General features: G+C 41.0%; 17 protein-coding genes. 5 read left to right on the top strand and 12 right to left on the bottom strand.

Annotated elements, in window-relative coordinates:
* Window positions 1–22 precede the first annotated feature (22 nt).
* Together FHW88_RS12280 and FHW88_RS12275 are read right to left on the bottom strand one after the other, a co-directional pair.
* On the bottom strand, window positions 23–925 hold the full coding sequence (locus tag FHW88_RS12280; RefSeq protein WP_176625707.1) for a HEPN domain-containing protein: 903 nt from the start codon (window positions 923–925) through the stop codon (window positions 23–25).
* A 23-nt stretch (window positions 926–948) separates the two neighbouring features.
* Window positions 949–2,376, bottom strand: a complete 1,428-nt coding sequence (locus FHW88_RS12275) for a hypothetical protein (RefSeq protein ID WP_176625705.1) — start codon at window positions 2,374–2,376, stop codon at window positions 949–951.
* 185 nt (window positions 2,377–2,561) lie between these two features.
* On the opposite strand from FHW88_RS12275, the gene FHW88_RS12270 reads away from it, so the two are divergent.
* Window positions 2,562–2,987 carry a helix-turn-helix transcriptional regulator gene (locus FHW88_RS12270; RefSeq protein WP_176625703.1) on the top strand — a complete coding sequence of 142 codons (426 nt, stop codon included), beginning with the start codon at window positions 2,562–2,564 and terminating at the stop codon, window positions 2,985–2,987.
* A 91-nt stretch (window positions 2,988–3,078) separates the two neighbouring features.
* Window positions 3,079–4,080 carry a helix-turn-helix domain-containing protein gene (locus FHW88_RS12265; RefSeq protein WP_176625701.1) on the top strand — a complete coding sequence of 334 codons (1,002 nt, stop codon included), beginning with the start codon at window positions 3,079–3,081 and terminating at the stop codon, window positions 4,078–4,080.
* 439 nt (window positions 4,081–4,519) lie between these two features.
* On the opposite strand, the gene FHW88_RS12260 is transcribed toward FHW88_RS12265, so the two are convergent.
* The 10 genes from FHW88_RS12260 to FHW88_RS12215 form a co-directional block, all read right to left on the bottom strand.
* Window positions 4,520–5,494 carry a DUF5712 family protein gene (locus FHW88_RS12260; protein ID WP_176625699.1) on the bottom strand — a complete coding sequence of 325 codons (975 nt, stop codon included), beginning with the start codon at window positions 5,492–5,494 and terminating at the stop codon, window positions 4,520–4,522.
* Between the two features lie 43 nt (window positions 5,495–5,537).
* Window positions 5,538–6,104: a BfmA/BtgA family mobilization protein gene (locus FHW88_RS12255; RefSeq protein ID WP_176625697.1), complete on the bottom strand. Its 567-nt coding sequence runs from the start codon at window positions 6,102–6,104 to the stop codon at window positions 5,538–5,540.
* Window positions 6,105–6,485: 381 nt separating this feature from the next.
* Window positions 6,486–6,803, bottom strand: a complete 318-nt coding sequence (locus FHW88_RS12250; RefSeq protein WP_176625695.1) for a hypothetical protein — start codon at window positions 6,801–6,803, stop codon at window positions 6,486–6,488.
* Entirely contained in the window at window positions 6,800–7,069 is a 270-nt protein-coding gene (locus tag FHW88_RS12245; protein ID WP_176625693.1) for a helix-turn-helix domain-containing protein, read from the bottom strand. Before FHW88_RS12245 ends, FHW88_RS12250 begins: the two co-directional genes overlap by 4 nt.
* A 210-nt stretch (window positions 7,070–7,279) precedes the next feature.
* Entirely contained in the window at window positions 7,280–8,041 is a 762-nt protein-coding gene (locus tag FHW88_RS12240) for a hypothetical protein (protein ID WP_176625691.1), read from the bottom strand.
* A gap of 769 nt (window positions 8,042–8,810) precedes the next feature.
* Window positions 8,811–9,431: a dCTP deaminase gene (gene dcd, locus FHW88_RS12235; RefSeq protein ID WP_176625669.1), complete on the bottom strand. Its 621-nt coding sequence runs from the start codon at window positions 9,429–9,431 to the stop codon at window positions 8,811–8,813.
* On the bottom strand, window positions 9,428–10,558 hold the full coding sequence (locus FHW88_RS12230) for a hypothetical protein (protein ID WP_176625667.1): 1,131 nt from the start codon (window positions 10,556–10,558) through the stop codon (window positions 9,428–9,430). Before FHW88_RS12230 ends, dcd begins: the two co-directional genes overlap by 4 nt.
* Before the next feature lie 16 nt (window positions 10,559–10,574).
* Window positions 10,575–10,877, bottom strand: coding sequence for a hypothetical protein (locus FHW88_RS12225; protein WP_176625665.1), 303 nt, complete (start codon window positions 10,875–10,877; stop codon window positions 10,575–10,577).
* Window positions 10,878–11,114: 237 nt separating this feature from the next.
* Window positions 11,115–11,525, bottom strand: coding sequence for a hypothetical protein (locus tag FHW88_RS12220; RefSeq protein ID WP_176625664.1), 411 nt, complete (start codon window positions 11,523–11,525; stop codon window positions 11,115–11,117).
* A gap of 1 nt (window position 11,526) precedes the next feature.
* A complete protein-coding gene (locus FHW88_RS12215; RefSeq protein WP_176625662.1) occupies window positions 11,527–12,108 on the bottom strand; it encodes a hypothetical protein in 582 nt (193 codons plus the stop codon).
* Between the two features lie 149 nt (window positions 12,109–12,257).
* On the opposite strand from FHW88_RS12215, the gene FHW88_RS12210 reads away from it, so the two are divergent.
* Genes FHW88_RS12210 through FHW88_RS12200 form a run of 3 tightly spaced genes read left to right on the top strand, consistent with a single transcriptional unit; the run spans window position 12,258 to window position 14,577 of the window.
* Window positions 12,258–12,707, top strand: a complete 450-nt coding sequence (locus FHW88_RS12210; RefSeq protein WP_176625660.1) for a multiubiquitin domain-containing protein — start codon at window positions 12,258–12,260, stop codon at window positions 12,705–12,707.
* A gap of 5 nt (window positions 12,708–12,712) precedes the next feature.
* Window positions 12,713–13,090, top strand: a complete 378-nt coding sequence (locus FHW88_RS12205) for a hypothetical protein (protein ID WP_176625658.1) — start codon at window positions 12,713–12,715, stop codon at window positions 13,088–13,090.
* Complete coding sequence (locus FHW88_RS12200; protein ID WP_176625656.1) at window positions 13,090–14,577, top strand: ThiF family adenylyltransferase; 1,488 nt, start codon at window positions 13,090–13,092, stop codon at window positions 14,575–14,577. The genes FHW88_RS12205 and FHW88_RS12200 overlap by 1 nt, the downstream gene beginning before the upstream one ends.
* Window positions 14,578–14,620 lie beyond the last annotated feature (43 nt).

Here is a 14,620-nt window from a genome sequence, read left to right as displayed (position 1 = left end):
TTCACCGACAGTCAAAACGGCATCACAGCGAAGCTGGCAGGGCCGGGGAATAATCCACGACCTCTGCCCGAACTTCAACTGTGGTCCTAGCGGTGCCCTGTGCGGTCTCTTTTTTTGCCAGTTCGGCAACAAGATCAAGAAAAGCTTTTACCTGTGTACACAGCAGGTCAGCTTCATGGTCAATTACATGATAGTTATCTTTATAGCGGGCGTCTGAGTAACTTGTAGACAGTACACGAAAAAGATGTTTTTCCTTTGAAAAATGCCTTCGGAATAACGCTGATGGCTCCGGCGAAAAGGATCTGCTAAAGTCAATCAAACGGCTAATATTATGAATATCGGAACGGTAACCTGTAAATAACCGGATCAGCGCGCGGCAACCCTGTTCTACTGCCTGATGAAGTAAGAAAATAACGTTATTATCAAAGTTGTTTTCGAGGCAAATGAAGGCGCTCTCCAAAAACCCAGAAGCAAGTTTGTAAATTCTTTCAAACGCCTCATTGTCTTTCAATACTGCCTCTTTCGCTTTTGATTCTTCATAATCAGGGATCATTGTAAAACCATCGGATGTATAAATGAGAACTCCGTTCAAACAGGCATTCAGAAAAAAGGTATCATAGTTATATACCAGGTTCATTACCGTTTCAAGTCCATGAGCGATTACAAATACACCTGGAAACAGCTTACTGATATAATCTTGCATCACATGTTCAATGCGTGTGATTTCAGTGGTCAATACCAGTAAGTAATAATCATTTGTTGAATTAGTTTGTGCTGGACAAAAGACAGTTTCATGCGAACTATATGAACTTAATGCGGCAAAACAAATGATTTTTTCAATTTGGTATTGAGTGTTTAATGCATCAGCTATTGCCTGCAATTCTTTATTTTGGTATTCAGTCAATTTAATGGGATTATTCTTCATTGTTAAATCTTTTTAAGACCGGGTTATTCATTTAAAAGACTGAGGATGAGTATCATTAAATCTGCTGCTTTACCCATCAGATCCATTATCTCTTGTTCTGAAATGTTTAAGCTGTTTCTAATCGTCTCGGGATACACGCTTTGCAAAAGATCATATAATTCCGGGCGCGCAGACTTTAGTTCAAGAAACCAATCTGATACCTTTGAATCGATAATCAAAGTCATCGTGACCAACCTGTTAAGATTGGGTATGGTGGTCTCAAAGCCAACTTTAACATCAAGATATTCCATTAACGTTGCCTCAATAGACCTATGCACGGCCTGAAGTGCATCCCTAAAGTCCTTTTTTCTAAAGTGATAGCTTATTTCAGTATAATACAGTCTTGCAAATTTGAGCCGTGATTCATGTTGCAGGGTATTTAAGGTTAATTTATTATTCCCGGCATTCAGGTTATCTAAACCAAGCCCATCCGTCTCGTAAATAATTATACCGTTAGTAAGTACCCATGTCAAAAATTTTCTTTCTGAAGTATTTCCATTTTTAATACTTGATACACTTGCAACAATCGTAGAAATATCAATTAATGGTTTAAGGCTGTTCTCGATCAACTCATTGACAAGGTAGTCCAATTCATGTCGTGGTTCATCGATCATGATATATAGTATATAACCGAACGGATTTTCCAATGTGCCGATCTGTATGATTGCCCTTACGGCGGGCTCAATATTCAAGATTGCCTTTACAACTTCTTTCAGAGCAAGTTTTGATGCCGGAGATTGTTCTATCGCCGGGGGTGCCGTATTTGTATCTGTTTCGGTTGTATGGTTAATATCCTCCTGTTGAGGTTTAACCTTAGTAGCTTTAAACTTGAAAAATGCATGCTCTGTATCCCGCTGAAAAATCAACCAGGCTGCGGAGTACATTTTTTTGAGATGTTCGTATACCGTAATAATCTCTCCCGGCGACATGGATTCATCGATGGCATGGGTGGACAATGCAGCAGCGAGCCATTCGACAAGGTGATCGCGAAACTCTTGCGGCTTTACCTCATCAAATGCAGCTTCAAGTATGACGTATGGATTTAATAATTCTTTTTCCGAAAGCTCAGCAGGAAACCAAAGCCATTCCTCTTTCTCTGCGCTAAGCTGCTCCACATCAACTTTCTTTTTCTCATAGGAAAACTCCTGATGCTCTAAAAAAAGCAGGTAAAGTCCTTCTATAAGCCGAATATTAAGCTCATAATCATGGAACAAAACTCCGGGACCAAAGCGTTTATCACTATAGAATCCATCATTAACAACATGGTGACGCCAGGTTTTCAAGGTTTCCTGGTGCCCCTCTACGTCATCGGCATCAAAGAAATATTTCACCGGTATCATTGGATCCATCACTTCTGAAAAACGAAGGAACTTCGGGGCATGGTCCCAGGGAGCATAAACACCACAATACATAAGCATACAATTTGATACCGATCTACATTGACCGGTAGTACAAAATTGATTAAGCATAACATGCTAAACCATCTGCAAAAGGTTTATCTTAAACACGCCAAGCGATATTTTACCAGTTATTATTTCTATTTTAGCATAACTGCACCTATATATTATTTTGCTATTTTTGACCAAAACAACATCCTATGAGTACTACCAGCGAAAAACCAACTCAAATCCATCACGGCCGTAACATCAAGCGTTTCAGGGAAATGTTGGGTATCAAACAGGAGGCTTTGGCTTTGGAATTAGGAGAAGACTGGAGTCAAAGGCGTATTTCGTTGTTAGAAGCTAAGGACACTATAGAAGATGATATTCTTGCGCAAGTAGCCGCTATACTTAAAGTGCCCGTTGAAGCTATTAAAAATTTTGATGAGCAGGCAGCAGTAACATATTTTAACACTTTTAACGATACCAGTGTCAATCACGGTCCATTTATGGGCAATTATGGAATCTATAATTTTAACCCTATCGAAAAATGGCTTGAAGTTATTGAGGAAAACAAGAAGCTTTACGAACGGCTGCTAGAGAGTGAGCGAGAAAAGATTGAAATTCTTAAGAACAAAGGTTAATAGCCAATAAAACTTTCTTAGGCAATGTAACTTAATTGATTTAAAGCTTTCTGGTTACCACATTGTTACTTCATGCACTCAACTAAAGTTTATGAAGGATCAACTACGTTATTATCGGCAGCAAAATGATCTCGAATACGAGGATGTAGCTTTCATGTTGGAAATACCCGTATCCAATTACGCGGATATGGAAAATGGCATTTCCGAATTGCCATTAAAGCTAATGATAAAACTTTGCCGGTTTTACGGGATCAAACCAGATGAATTAAAATCTAATCCTGAAAAAGAACCCGGAAAACCAGCAGAGCCCTTAGCTGATAATAAGCATGATCTCGTACATGAAGTTATTACCATATCCGACGGTGAAGAAGATGACGGGCATGACTATCCCCCTAAATATGACCTTGACCGATCCAAGCGTAAGATCAGCGCAAAACAGGCCATAGCAATTTTGAAGAAGAAGGGGACGGAAATAAATGAAGAGGAAGCAGAAAAAGTATTGGATTTCATCTATAAAATGGCACCGATCGCGATCAGTATAGCCGTGCGGGAGATTAAATGGCAGCAAAAACTTCGAGATCATCCGAATGGTTTTGCCATCAAAGGCAAAAAATATTCATGCCAACTTTGCGGCAATGGCAGCGATGAGAATCAACGCTGGTATGACCGCTTCGGTTTGAAATGTATGGCCTGCCAGAGCGCGGTTAATAAAGGCATAGTTTCTGGTGAGATTGTCTCCAATCATAGCTTGTTTTACACTGAATTTAACTTGGACCACTATTTTGGCTTAAAAGGGAAAGATCTCAAAGACTGGATCAAAAAAGGCTTGTTAAAACCCAGAGTTATACCAAGGTCAGACGGCAAGGGCAAGCATTATCAGGTTTTCCTAGTTAGTGATCACTCTACCTTTCTGCCGCCTATTGCGATGATGCGGATCGGTGGACTCGTGGAAGAAGAAGAGAACGGGAAAATAATCATTCGTAATTCGCATTGGTATGAACACGTCAATCCATTTGAATACTTGAAAGATTATGCCATTCTGAAATACATGAAATATAAAGAACCTCCAACCAATCCTCCCGCAACACTTTGAACCAACGCAGCGTATTTCTGTTTGATGATCAAGACAAGAAAGAGGCGAATGGTGCTTAACTATGGTAACGACTTGTTGAGCAGAAGTTTATCTCACACGCAAATATCATCTGCGCACACCCAGTCATATCACCGCTTAAACAACCGGAGCTGTTAGCAGGAAAACTGTCAAGGGCCACGGCGATAGCCGTGGTTTACATGCCCTTGACTGTTTTCCTGCGTAGCTACCTTTGTGGCTGCGGTGCTGTGACTAATCGTTATTCTGCGGGCAGGGAAAGGCAGGTGTGTATTAGGAACGAATACACTCCTGCACGTGCGGCGGCGAGGCTGGCGGCGCAATGAAAACCGTAGCGAAGCGCAGGGTGTAATAAAGCCGCCTGCCGCAGCCGCATGGCCGATCACCTGGTAAATAAAATCATCTGTTTATAATAATGCTTATGTCAACGTGAAATCTGTCTGCTCTTGGATTTCTTCTTTCGTTTTTTCTTTTCCTCGATCTCACTTTCTGAAACACTGTTAACTCCTCCTGTATACATTGGTTCCAGCATTACTTCCAGGAAGCTTGCTGCTGTCTTCCCTACTGCGGAGAACATGTCACCCGTCGTAGTAAACATACCATTAGCTACCCTTTGAGCAAGCTCATTAGCTACCGACCTGCTTTCATAATTCTGCGAAGCACCTTCTGCTAACATGCCCAGCTGTTCCCGCTGTGATAACTCCCCGTTCTTCTGCACGTTAGCGTATGCCATCGTATCTTTAAGCTGCCTGTCAAATCCAAACATACTGTCAAAAAGAGACTCCCCACTTTGCTTAAATGCCACACGGTCAAATTGGCCCATCTTTTTGGAATGCGCCGCGTTTCTGCCTCTTGAAGTGTTCATCGGACTAAGCTTGATCTTATTGATTATATCCTTACGGCTGACAATAACCTGCACATGCATCTGCTCTCCCTCCTTACGGTCACCCCGCTCTTTCAAGCCCTGTTTTACTTCCGGATCATTTTGACTGTAGTACCGATAGTTTTCCAGCTTGGCGAACCATAATAAATCTTCATTACTATGCACACCATCCCGGTTAAAGTTTTTTGCATAAGCATCCATAACCCTGACCGCGAATCCCTTCATCTGTTCTTTAGCGCCCTGTTCGCCATACTGCTCTTTTAAAAACCTGATCTCTTTCTGGCTCGGACTGATATTGACCAGGAAAAACTTAGCATCATCTTTACCCAACTTGGCAACATTGCCATCGACACTGTGCATGACCTGATAAGGTTCAATCCTGATCTGCTGGCCATTGAACCAGTATTCAGGCTCCTGCTTTTGATGAATCCGGTTTTCTTTTTCGAGGTAATTTACCAGCCCAGCGCTGCTGCCTTTATTTGCCGCTTCCTTGCTGTCCGTGATATTGATAAACATAACATCTCCTTGTCCCCTTAAGAGGAATTAATGTAGATAATGATTAAAGCAAACTGACCTGCGATCTGGAGAGAGCGATAAGTTCATCTTTTTCCCGACCAGAGGTCATCATCCCGAAAGCATCCCTGGCTTTGATGTAACTGTCCAGAATAAACAGGAACTGCTTTTTTAGATGTTCCTTACTTTTTTGGCTTTTCGAGATCGTATCCATCAGCCCATCGATTCCAGTTAGCTTTTGCGCCAAAGCATACTGATTGTTCAGTAAATCAGTATTTGCCTTGAGAACCTGGGTATTGAAACTTTCTATGATCTTGCCTTGCGACACAAATATCCTGTCCATTTCCGTTTTGATCGGAATGAGCAACATATTCTCCTGGTTTCTGATAAAACCGATATACTGCTGGTGATTCTTCATTAAAGCATTTTTTAATAATTCATCATTCAGGTCCAGTGGATCTTTCTTGCTTTTATAAAAGTAATCTACCATCTGAATAAACACCTGCCGCTTAGTCCTGCCCAATTTAAGGGCGATCTTTTCGAACTTTTGGTCTACGGCAACCGGGTATCGAACTGATCTTACATTAATATCTTCTACACTCATATATTCCATATTGATAGCATAGCTCTTATACAGTTATGCCATAATTTCTATATACAGAATACTCCCAAGTATCCTGTTTTCTTTTATTTCACAAGCGGAAACGCCTTAAAGTATCCCCGGAGGATACGTAAATCCCCCGTAGCGAAGCGGAGGGCAAGCAAAGTAGGGCTCTGCCCAACTTCCGCTTGCTCCCTCCGCTTTCGCGAAGCGACCGCCGCTTTTCTTGCTGATTTGCGAAGCAAATCATTACCGGTGCAGCTATTGGCTGCACCGGGTTTATAGATTATATAGCTGGATATCTTTCTTTACCTATATCTGAATAACAAGTTATTCAGATATGCAGCTATCAGTATAGCCCGATATGCAACTATGCCGATATAAACTATCGGGCTACACTTCCCAATCGGCAGGCCAGTAAACCTGGCTGCCGAGTTTGGGATGGTAAGACGGCTGATAACGGATGTAACCATATTCGTCGAGTTCTTTAATACACTTGTGATACGTTGCAATTGACGCTATCCGGCTAAAAGCCATCAGCGTTTTCCTGGTGACAGAAAACGGGCTTTTGAACGCACCGCGTTTCCATTGGACAAATAATGCGCTGAACAAGCTGATGTGTGTCGTATTCAGCCGCCCATCCGTGCTCATGCGTTTGAGCAGCTTACTGTAACCGGCAAGTTCACTTGCCGCAATTTTAGGATCACTCATTGCAGTCCCCCTTCCAGTAGCTTGTTGATGTCGTCGAGCTTGTAATACATGATGCTGCCGATACGGGTATAACTCAATGTCCCGTTGATTCGCAGATTCTGTAAAGTGCCTGGTGATATTTTCAGCAGCTTTCGTACTTCGTTACTTTTAAGCCATTTTTTGGACTGGCCCTGGCCATCCAGTTGAACCAGCCTTTTGATTTCTGTTAACAGTTCGCTTTTAAATTCATTGAGATCGCCTTTAGTGATCAGTTCACTTGCTTGCATAATCGCCTCCTTCGTTAAATCATTACTTAATACTTGTACCGCCGATAACGGGTACGAGCAAAGGTGTGAGCAAAGCGATATCATTCATTACCATAAACCAAGCCATGGTAATGGCAGCCAAAGCTTAGTGCTGAAAAAGAGCTTGCTGAATAGTTTTGAAGCAATTGTTAACGTTTGCCTGCAAAAAGAAAATGAACTTAAAACCCGAACTTAATTTGCCCTGCGTTTTGCCGGAGTGATATTAAAATGCTGATTTTCGGCGGGGATAGCAGATGACCTGCCGCTCGGGTTACCTGCGTCACGCGGATAATAGCGCCGTACACGGTCAAACTTTATCGGTTCACCGTCTTCCTGAAAGTACCGGCAGATCAGTTTGGCCCAGGTGATAGGCATCTGCGAGAATACCAGTTCCTTATCGCCTACTTTTAGTGCCTCGATCTTTTTGAACAGGTCAACTACGGTGAGGAAATAACCGCTGGCAATGTTGATCGGATAGTCGGTATCCAATTTCTCAGCCTCTCTACGCTCATCCATCAAGCGTTGCACTTGTTCTTTGAGTATTTTGATCTGGCCTTCCTTCTCTGCAATGATCTCCGCCTGGGTACGACCAAGGTTCCACTCATCGATGCTTTGAAGATATTCTGCAAACCGATTAAGGTGAAACTTGTATCGAAAGTTTTGGGCATGACTTGAAGTATACCTATCTTTTTGTCTTAACTGTGCAATAGCATCCTGTATGACTTCCCACACATACCTGAAGAACTCCTGCTCGGTTGCATCATTGTATTTGGATAAAAAGAATTGCAGATGGTACTTATATAGTTCATCAAATTCCTGTTCCCTCTTTCGGTAAAGCAGGTTAAGAAAGTGGTTATCCTCAACTTTTTTATTCCAAAAAAATGGGCGGCCTATATCAAGAGAATCGTTATTAAAATCGAACGGTGCCCGGTGTTTAAAATATTGTTCTCGCATAGATTGGACTTTAACCACAAGTTAATAATTTAAGTAAAATTCGCATTTCCAAAACGAAATAATACAGTATCTTAAAAATTAGGTTTTTATTGACAGTGTTATGCCTTATTGGACGGAATTGGAGTAATCTATAAAAGGTCTTCGATGCCTTTATGGGCTACCACAAGGGAAAGATGCTTACAGTAAGCTTCTTTTCCTTTTTTATTGCCTACTAATTCTTTGTTAATCAGTAAGATAGCCTCTGCTGTAAGATTGGGTTGGGGTGTTCGATATGAAACGCCATCGAAGACGAGTTTTCCGGGGAATAACGAACACACGATCTGCCTTTTCGTTTCCATACCTGCCAATCTGTAACGTTCATCCAATCCGATCAGGCTGTAAATGACCCTTGCTCAGCGATAAAATTTATTTTCGATCAGGGAGATGTGTCACTTTCAAACCTTTGATGCACCAATTTTGTAGCATTTGATGTTACTAATATCGCACAAACTTCACGTCTATCGCTGGTCGGCGGATTGTAATATTCAGATATTCGTCAAAGTTGGAGTCATAACTGCCGTTGCCACTATGAAATACACCGTCTATACCCTTAAGTTTATCTGACCGTGTCGGACAATTCCTATAGCAATCCTGCAATACAATTTGGCACTTTCGGGTAGGAGAAGTCGGCGAAGCCAAAAGCACGTCCGAAGTCAAAGGGTTTTTGGAAAATCTGAATTTAGGATAGAGGCATTGCATTTATCGGTAAGCGTTTTCGTTCAATGAGATGCTATCGATTGTTTTTAAGCCGCCAAAGTTCGGAAAGCGTTTTTATATCTTCATCTGAAATTGCCGCAGAAGGTTCTGGGCGAACGCTGCAAACGTATTTTCGCGGGTTGCTGAAATAATCGCTTTCTTCATCCGAGGGAACTAAAACCCCTTGAAATACCCGTGCGCCTACCACAAGCTTGATGGGGTTGTTATTGTTGTTGGTTAACTCTATCGACAAGCAGCCGCAATAACCGGGTTGCACAATTGTAGATACGGTTAAACCTAACCTTGAATAGGAACTGCGCATATAAAGCGTCAGTAAATGATCTTTAGGCATCTTGACATATTCAAGACTGCTGGCAAGTACCGTTTGATGTGGGTATAGAATAAATGTTTCACCGATTTGGCGGCGCGATTCCTGAAAAAAGAGTCTTACATCTCGTTGGCCTGTACCCGTTTCTTCATTTAATGAAGTATTGATAAATGCTTCGCGCCCATGCACTGACACTAAAAAATTACAGCCGAGGCGAAAATCTACCCCGATATGAGAGATTTGGGCTTCATCCAATAATGGCCTGATGACCATTTTTTGAGTGCCCAAAAGTTCCTTTATTTTCTTTTTCGAGGCAAAACCACTCATCTACCGCTCATCTCCTTCCAATCTTTTAATATAAAATAGTTGCCAATCGATTTCTCAATAAGATTGTTCAGTGATTTATAGATCACTTTACTTGGCAAGTCGCCTGCAATACCAGCATTTGTTTTGAAGCTTTCGGCCCCTTTAAGCCAAATTTTCCAGGCATATGGAAAAACACCATGTAGTTCAGCGGAATCAGCAATTTCCAAAGGAAGAAAATTGTAAAAATCGTCGGAACTAATGGGTTTAAACCGCTTTATTAGTTCTTGCTTGGTAATGTTCTTTGTGTACGTTTTTATTTTATCTCCCAACGCGTTTGTCGTGCCGTCGAGAAAATCATTAACAATTTTCAAACGATTTTCGCTGGACGGGTGGCTATACGAAGTACGGTTAGCACCTTTTGATTCGAGATATTTCAGGTAATGATTTGAAGTTTGCCCGATGTATTGTGCTGCAAAAAGATCACAGAAATATTCGCATAAATGGTTACGCAATTTTTCTACGTGTATTTGATTTTGCGAAAAGTCGAAGAATGGCTGGATAGCCGTCCATTCGAGCGGCTGATATTTGATCATTTCGGTTGCCATCCTTTTCGAAATGCCAAAGTAAAGGTCTATAAAATGCCCTAACTCATGGTAAAGTATTACCGAGGAAAAATAATCCCTCGCTAAAATTTCGGGTAGGTTTATTTGAACAAGGCGCTTATTAAAAGTAATTCCATAACTCGCCTGCATAGAGCTGTAAATGTAATCTTCACTCGCCAGCTTTTCGTCGAAACTATAGGCATCTATATCGTTGTTCAGGCTGGTAACGATAATGAATGATTTTGTTTCGATCCAGTCTTCCATGGCCAGGTTTAAACATGATACAACCTCAAATGGGATTGTATTCAACGTACTATCCATCAGAAACTCTAAGCTTTTTGCGATAAAATTCAGTTGTTCCTGTAGAACGAACAAGTCTGAATCATCCAGCGGATCAGGAATGCTGGCTTTTATAGCATCAAAAAGGGTAAACAAGGTATTCTGATAAGTCTGTTTATCAGTATCCGAGTAGCTGTTGTTTTTGGCTTTATTCAGGAATATTTCGCACTGCGATAGATGAAGATCTAATAATTGAGTATATTCCATTGAAAGAACAAAGCGTTTATGCCATTACCGTATTTCGGTGATCATTGATGATATTAAGTATCAGTGGCAAATTATCATTCAAATTATCGGCATTGATAGGTTGTAGGTTGGTCGAACCCCAATCAAATAGGAATAACTTAATATTTAAACCAGTGCGGTCAATATCAGCGATATTCTTTTCATGACGAGCTAAGCTGGCGGCATCAAGGATGATAGGTTCCACGATACGGAAATAGGCTTGATTTCCATTGATCGCATGATTTAGAAACGAGGTAAAAAAATCAAGCTCAACGTACTGCTGGTTATGTGATCTTAACATAGACTAACGTTAGCATTAATTAATTTGATACATAAATTTAACAATCATTCACGACAAAGGTTCAAGTATATTAAAAAATAATTACAAATTTTTGCCAACATCAAAATAAAAAATCAGAATAAAATTCTGATTAATAGGATGTTATGCCAAAAAGAACGTTGTTAATAACTTGTATAGAACGAATATAAATAAAAAAGGCGCAACAAAGTGCGCCTGTCTTAAAAAAAATTTGCCTTTTTAAGCAAGTTCCCGTTCTATAGCATCCAGCCGCTCCAACAAGGCCACGACATCTATTTGATCGAAAATAGCGGCAATATCTGAATCGGCAGTTGTGCCTTTGAAATTGAACGCTGGAACTCTTTGTTGCACAAATGAATTAACCAATGTAATAATGCGTTCCGGTGCTTTTTGCATCAACCAAGCGATTTTTTCAGTTACCGCATTGAATAGGTTTTCCTGCTCACGGGACGCCGCCTTTTTCATTAATTCAAATTCATATCCATTTATTTTTCTTAAAGTATCATTGACCAGGCGGTCTGGATTTATCCCCTCGTTTTGCAATAGCTGTGAGGCGCTTTCCTCATCATTTTCACCTATATCTAAAATCGATTTCAGATATAAGTCATGAATTTTTTTAACCCTGTCCATATTAATTGCTAAGTTGTTTCCGTAATTCTGTTAATTTTCTATCTATCCGCTTGGTTGTGTTGTAAACCTGGTTTACCGGCATATTCATTTCAGCGGCTATATCTCTCGGTGGTATTTTATTCAGCAGGCAATCGAATATTTGATAGGCCTCCAGATCATCACTGAATATCTCTTTTATTTGTGCCTCCAGTTCCTGCGCTTCTAATAACTGTTGCGGGTCAGGCGACTGGTTAGGGACTGTATCTTCAATAACTTCGTCTATATAAGTTGTTGCGTTAACCTCTTTCTTTTTCAAGAAGTTATACCTGATACTATCCACTGCTCCTTTCAAAAAGTCATACAGGTCGGGATATTCCACAATGTTCCAAACCCGTTCTTCCATCCATAATTGTCGTATCGCTTCATCAGCAAACTGGTACGCCAGGTTTTTAATATCAAAACGTTCAGCAAGCTGCGGAAAGCTTTTTAACCTGTTTAATGAATAAAGATGTAGCAGTTTGATAAGCTTCTCCCAATTTGCCCCCCTTAATCTCTCCAATAAAGCTTCACTCGAAATTGTCCCTGTATTTTCTGTGTCCTTCATATATACTTATGCTATAAACTTCGCATTTTTTGCCGTGCTGAATGAAATTTATTTTTCATAGCGTTGATGGCAAAAACACTCTATGACTTAGCATTTACTTACAGAGGGCCCGGATGTCCGGCCAGTTTAAACAAATAAATTTAAAAATCATGGAAAATAAAGTTTTTGATCTGACCATTAATGGTAAACAGTACCGCACAGAACGTGCAATTATCAACGGCGAATTTGTTCTGGAATTGCTGGGGTTACGCCATTCCACTGACTACGAAATTCTAATGAAGCTGACAGACCGCGAGTTTGAGCCAATTGAATTAAAAGAAGATGTTGATTTGAAAAAACCGGGGATAGAAGCTTTTTTAGTTAAGCCTTACCATCATGTATCTATCGAAGTGGATGACGAAAAGTACCCGGTGACAGAAGTTTTGATGACCCCAAAGGAGATTATGGTACTTGCCGGCCTTGACCCGCAGAAGCATTACCTGAAACAGATCATTGGGCATACCGATATTACCTACAAAAATGACCCTGACCACGTTATTGGTATCGTTGATTGCATGAAATTCAGCAGCTGTAAAATTGCTAACACCACTGTTTCGTAATTAAGATGGGCATACAGGACATCGTTCAGCAGCTTATCGAATTAGGCTATGAACCTCAGATTTATCCCGAATCACCCAATTACCCTGGAGGTTTTGTGTCGTTCAAATTTAAGGTGCCACACGGTAGATTTATTGGCCAGGAGGTTGAGGTCGCGTTAAACGCGCCTCAATTTCCAATGATTCCACCTTCGGGGCCCTATATTAAACCACATTTACTGCCGATCAAACCGTTTGGGCCGCAACCTCCTTTTGATGGCATTCATGCCCGCATGGTGCCGACAAATGATTTTCAATATTGGAGCAGGCCATTTCACGGTTGGAATGAATCGGGTAAGACGGTTAAAGATTATATATGCTTTTTAAGAACTTTATTTGATTTCTGATGAAATACAGTGTAGTAATAAGTGAAGAACTGCAAGTTAAATTAAAAAGACATTTGATAAGGGCTGACGGCCAGGAAGACCTGTGTTTTGCTTTGTTTAATTTGTCTACCGGTTTGGAGCGAACCACAGCTTTGATAACCGAAGTCTTACTCCCCGATGTTGGAGATCGTAACGTACACGGTAATGTAAGTTTCAATGCCGAATATTTTGACCGCATCAGCTCAGTAGCGTTAAAAAGAGGCTGTGGTATCGTTTTTATTCATAGTCACCCGTCAAGCGGCTGGCAGCCTATGAGTAATGACGATATAAAAGCCGAAGAAATGTTATCCCCGAGAGTTAAAGCGGTTACAGGGAAACCTTTAGTTGGGATGACAATAGGTACAGATGAGGCGTGGAGCGCGCGTTTTTGGATAAAATCAGCACCAAAGACCTATGATCGTTTTTTTTGTGAATCTGTGCGGGTGATTGGTAAAGGGTTGAGGTTAACTTATTACGATAAGTTAATACCTAAACCATATTTCAACGAAGCCTTTTCAAGAACAATATCAGCCTGGGGGGATAATAAACAGTCGAATATCGCAAGATTAAAAATTGGAATTATTGGCTGTGGTAGTGTTGGCTCTGTCATCGCTGAAGCCTTGATAAAGACAGGCATACAGCACCTTGTTTTAATTGATTTCGATACAGTAGAAATGAAAAATCTTGACCGGCTGCAAGGTATAGGCCCGGCTTCAGTAGGTAAAGCCAAGGCCTATGAATTAAAGGCTCATTTAGACCGGGTGAAAGTTGATCAGAATGTAAAAGTGCTGGCGTTGCCGTATAGCATAGTCGAAAACGAGGGTTTTTTAAGTGCGCTGGATTGTGATATTTTATTTTCCTGCGTAGACCGACCGTGGCCAAGATTTATTCTTAACTGTATAGCGTATGCCCATATGATCCCAGTAATTGATGGTGGCATAGATACGAATCCAAATAAGTCGGTAACCAATCTCGATCAGGCGAGATGGAAAACTCATGTAGTCGGCCCTGAGCGCCGTTGTATGTGCTGCTTGGGACAGTATTCGCCCGAAGATGTTGCTTTGGAACAATCGGGATTATTGGAAGATCAGAATTATATTAAGTCTTTGCCTAAAGATCACTTTGTTCATCGGGGTGAAAATGTGTTTGCTTTTAGCGTAGGGGTAGCAGCGATGGAGATGCAACAATTTTTATCTTTTTGCCTGCAACCCAGGGGGCAGTATTATGGCCCTAAAGAATTTGATTTTAATTCTGGTACGATTGATAGCGATTTCCCTTTTGTGTGTAATGATAAATGTGAATACTTGTTGATGTTAGGTTTAGGAGATATAGCTACGCAGGGGCTGACGAGGGTGCATGAGATTGCAGAGCGCCATCGGGCGAATTATTTGATTTCTCCGGCACCGAAAAAAGTTAGTGTCTTTACAATAATAAAGAATTTCTTTGCGGGCTTATTAAAGCGTAATTAATAGTTGGGCGTTCTCCGGTTCCTGCCGGGGCCCGGCTATCCGC

The organism is Mucilaginibacter sp. SG538B (assembly GCF_013376065.1).
Taxonomy (GTDB): Bacteria; Bacteroidota; Bacteroidia; order Sphingobacteriales; family Sphingobacteriaceae; genus Mucilaginibacter; species Mucilaginibacter rubeus.
This window is presented reverse-complemented; position numbering and strand designations above follow the sequence as displayed.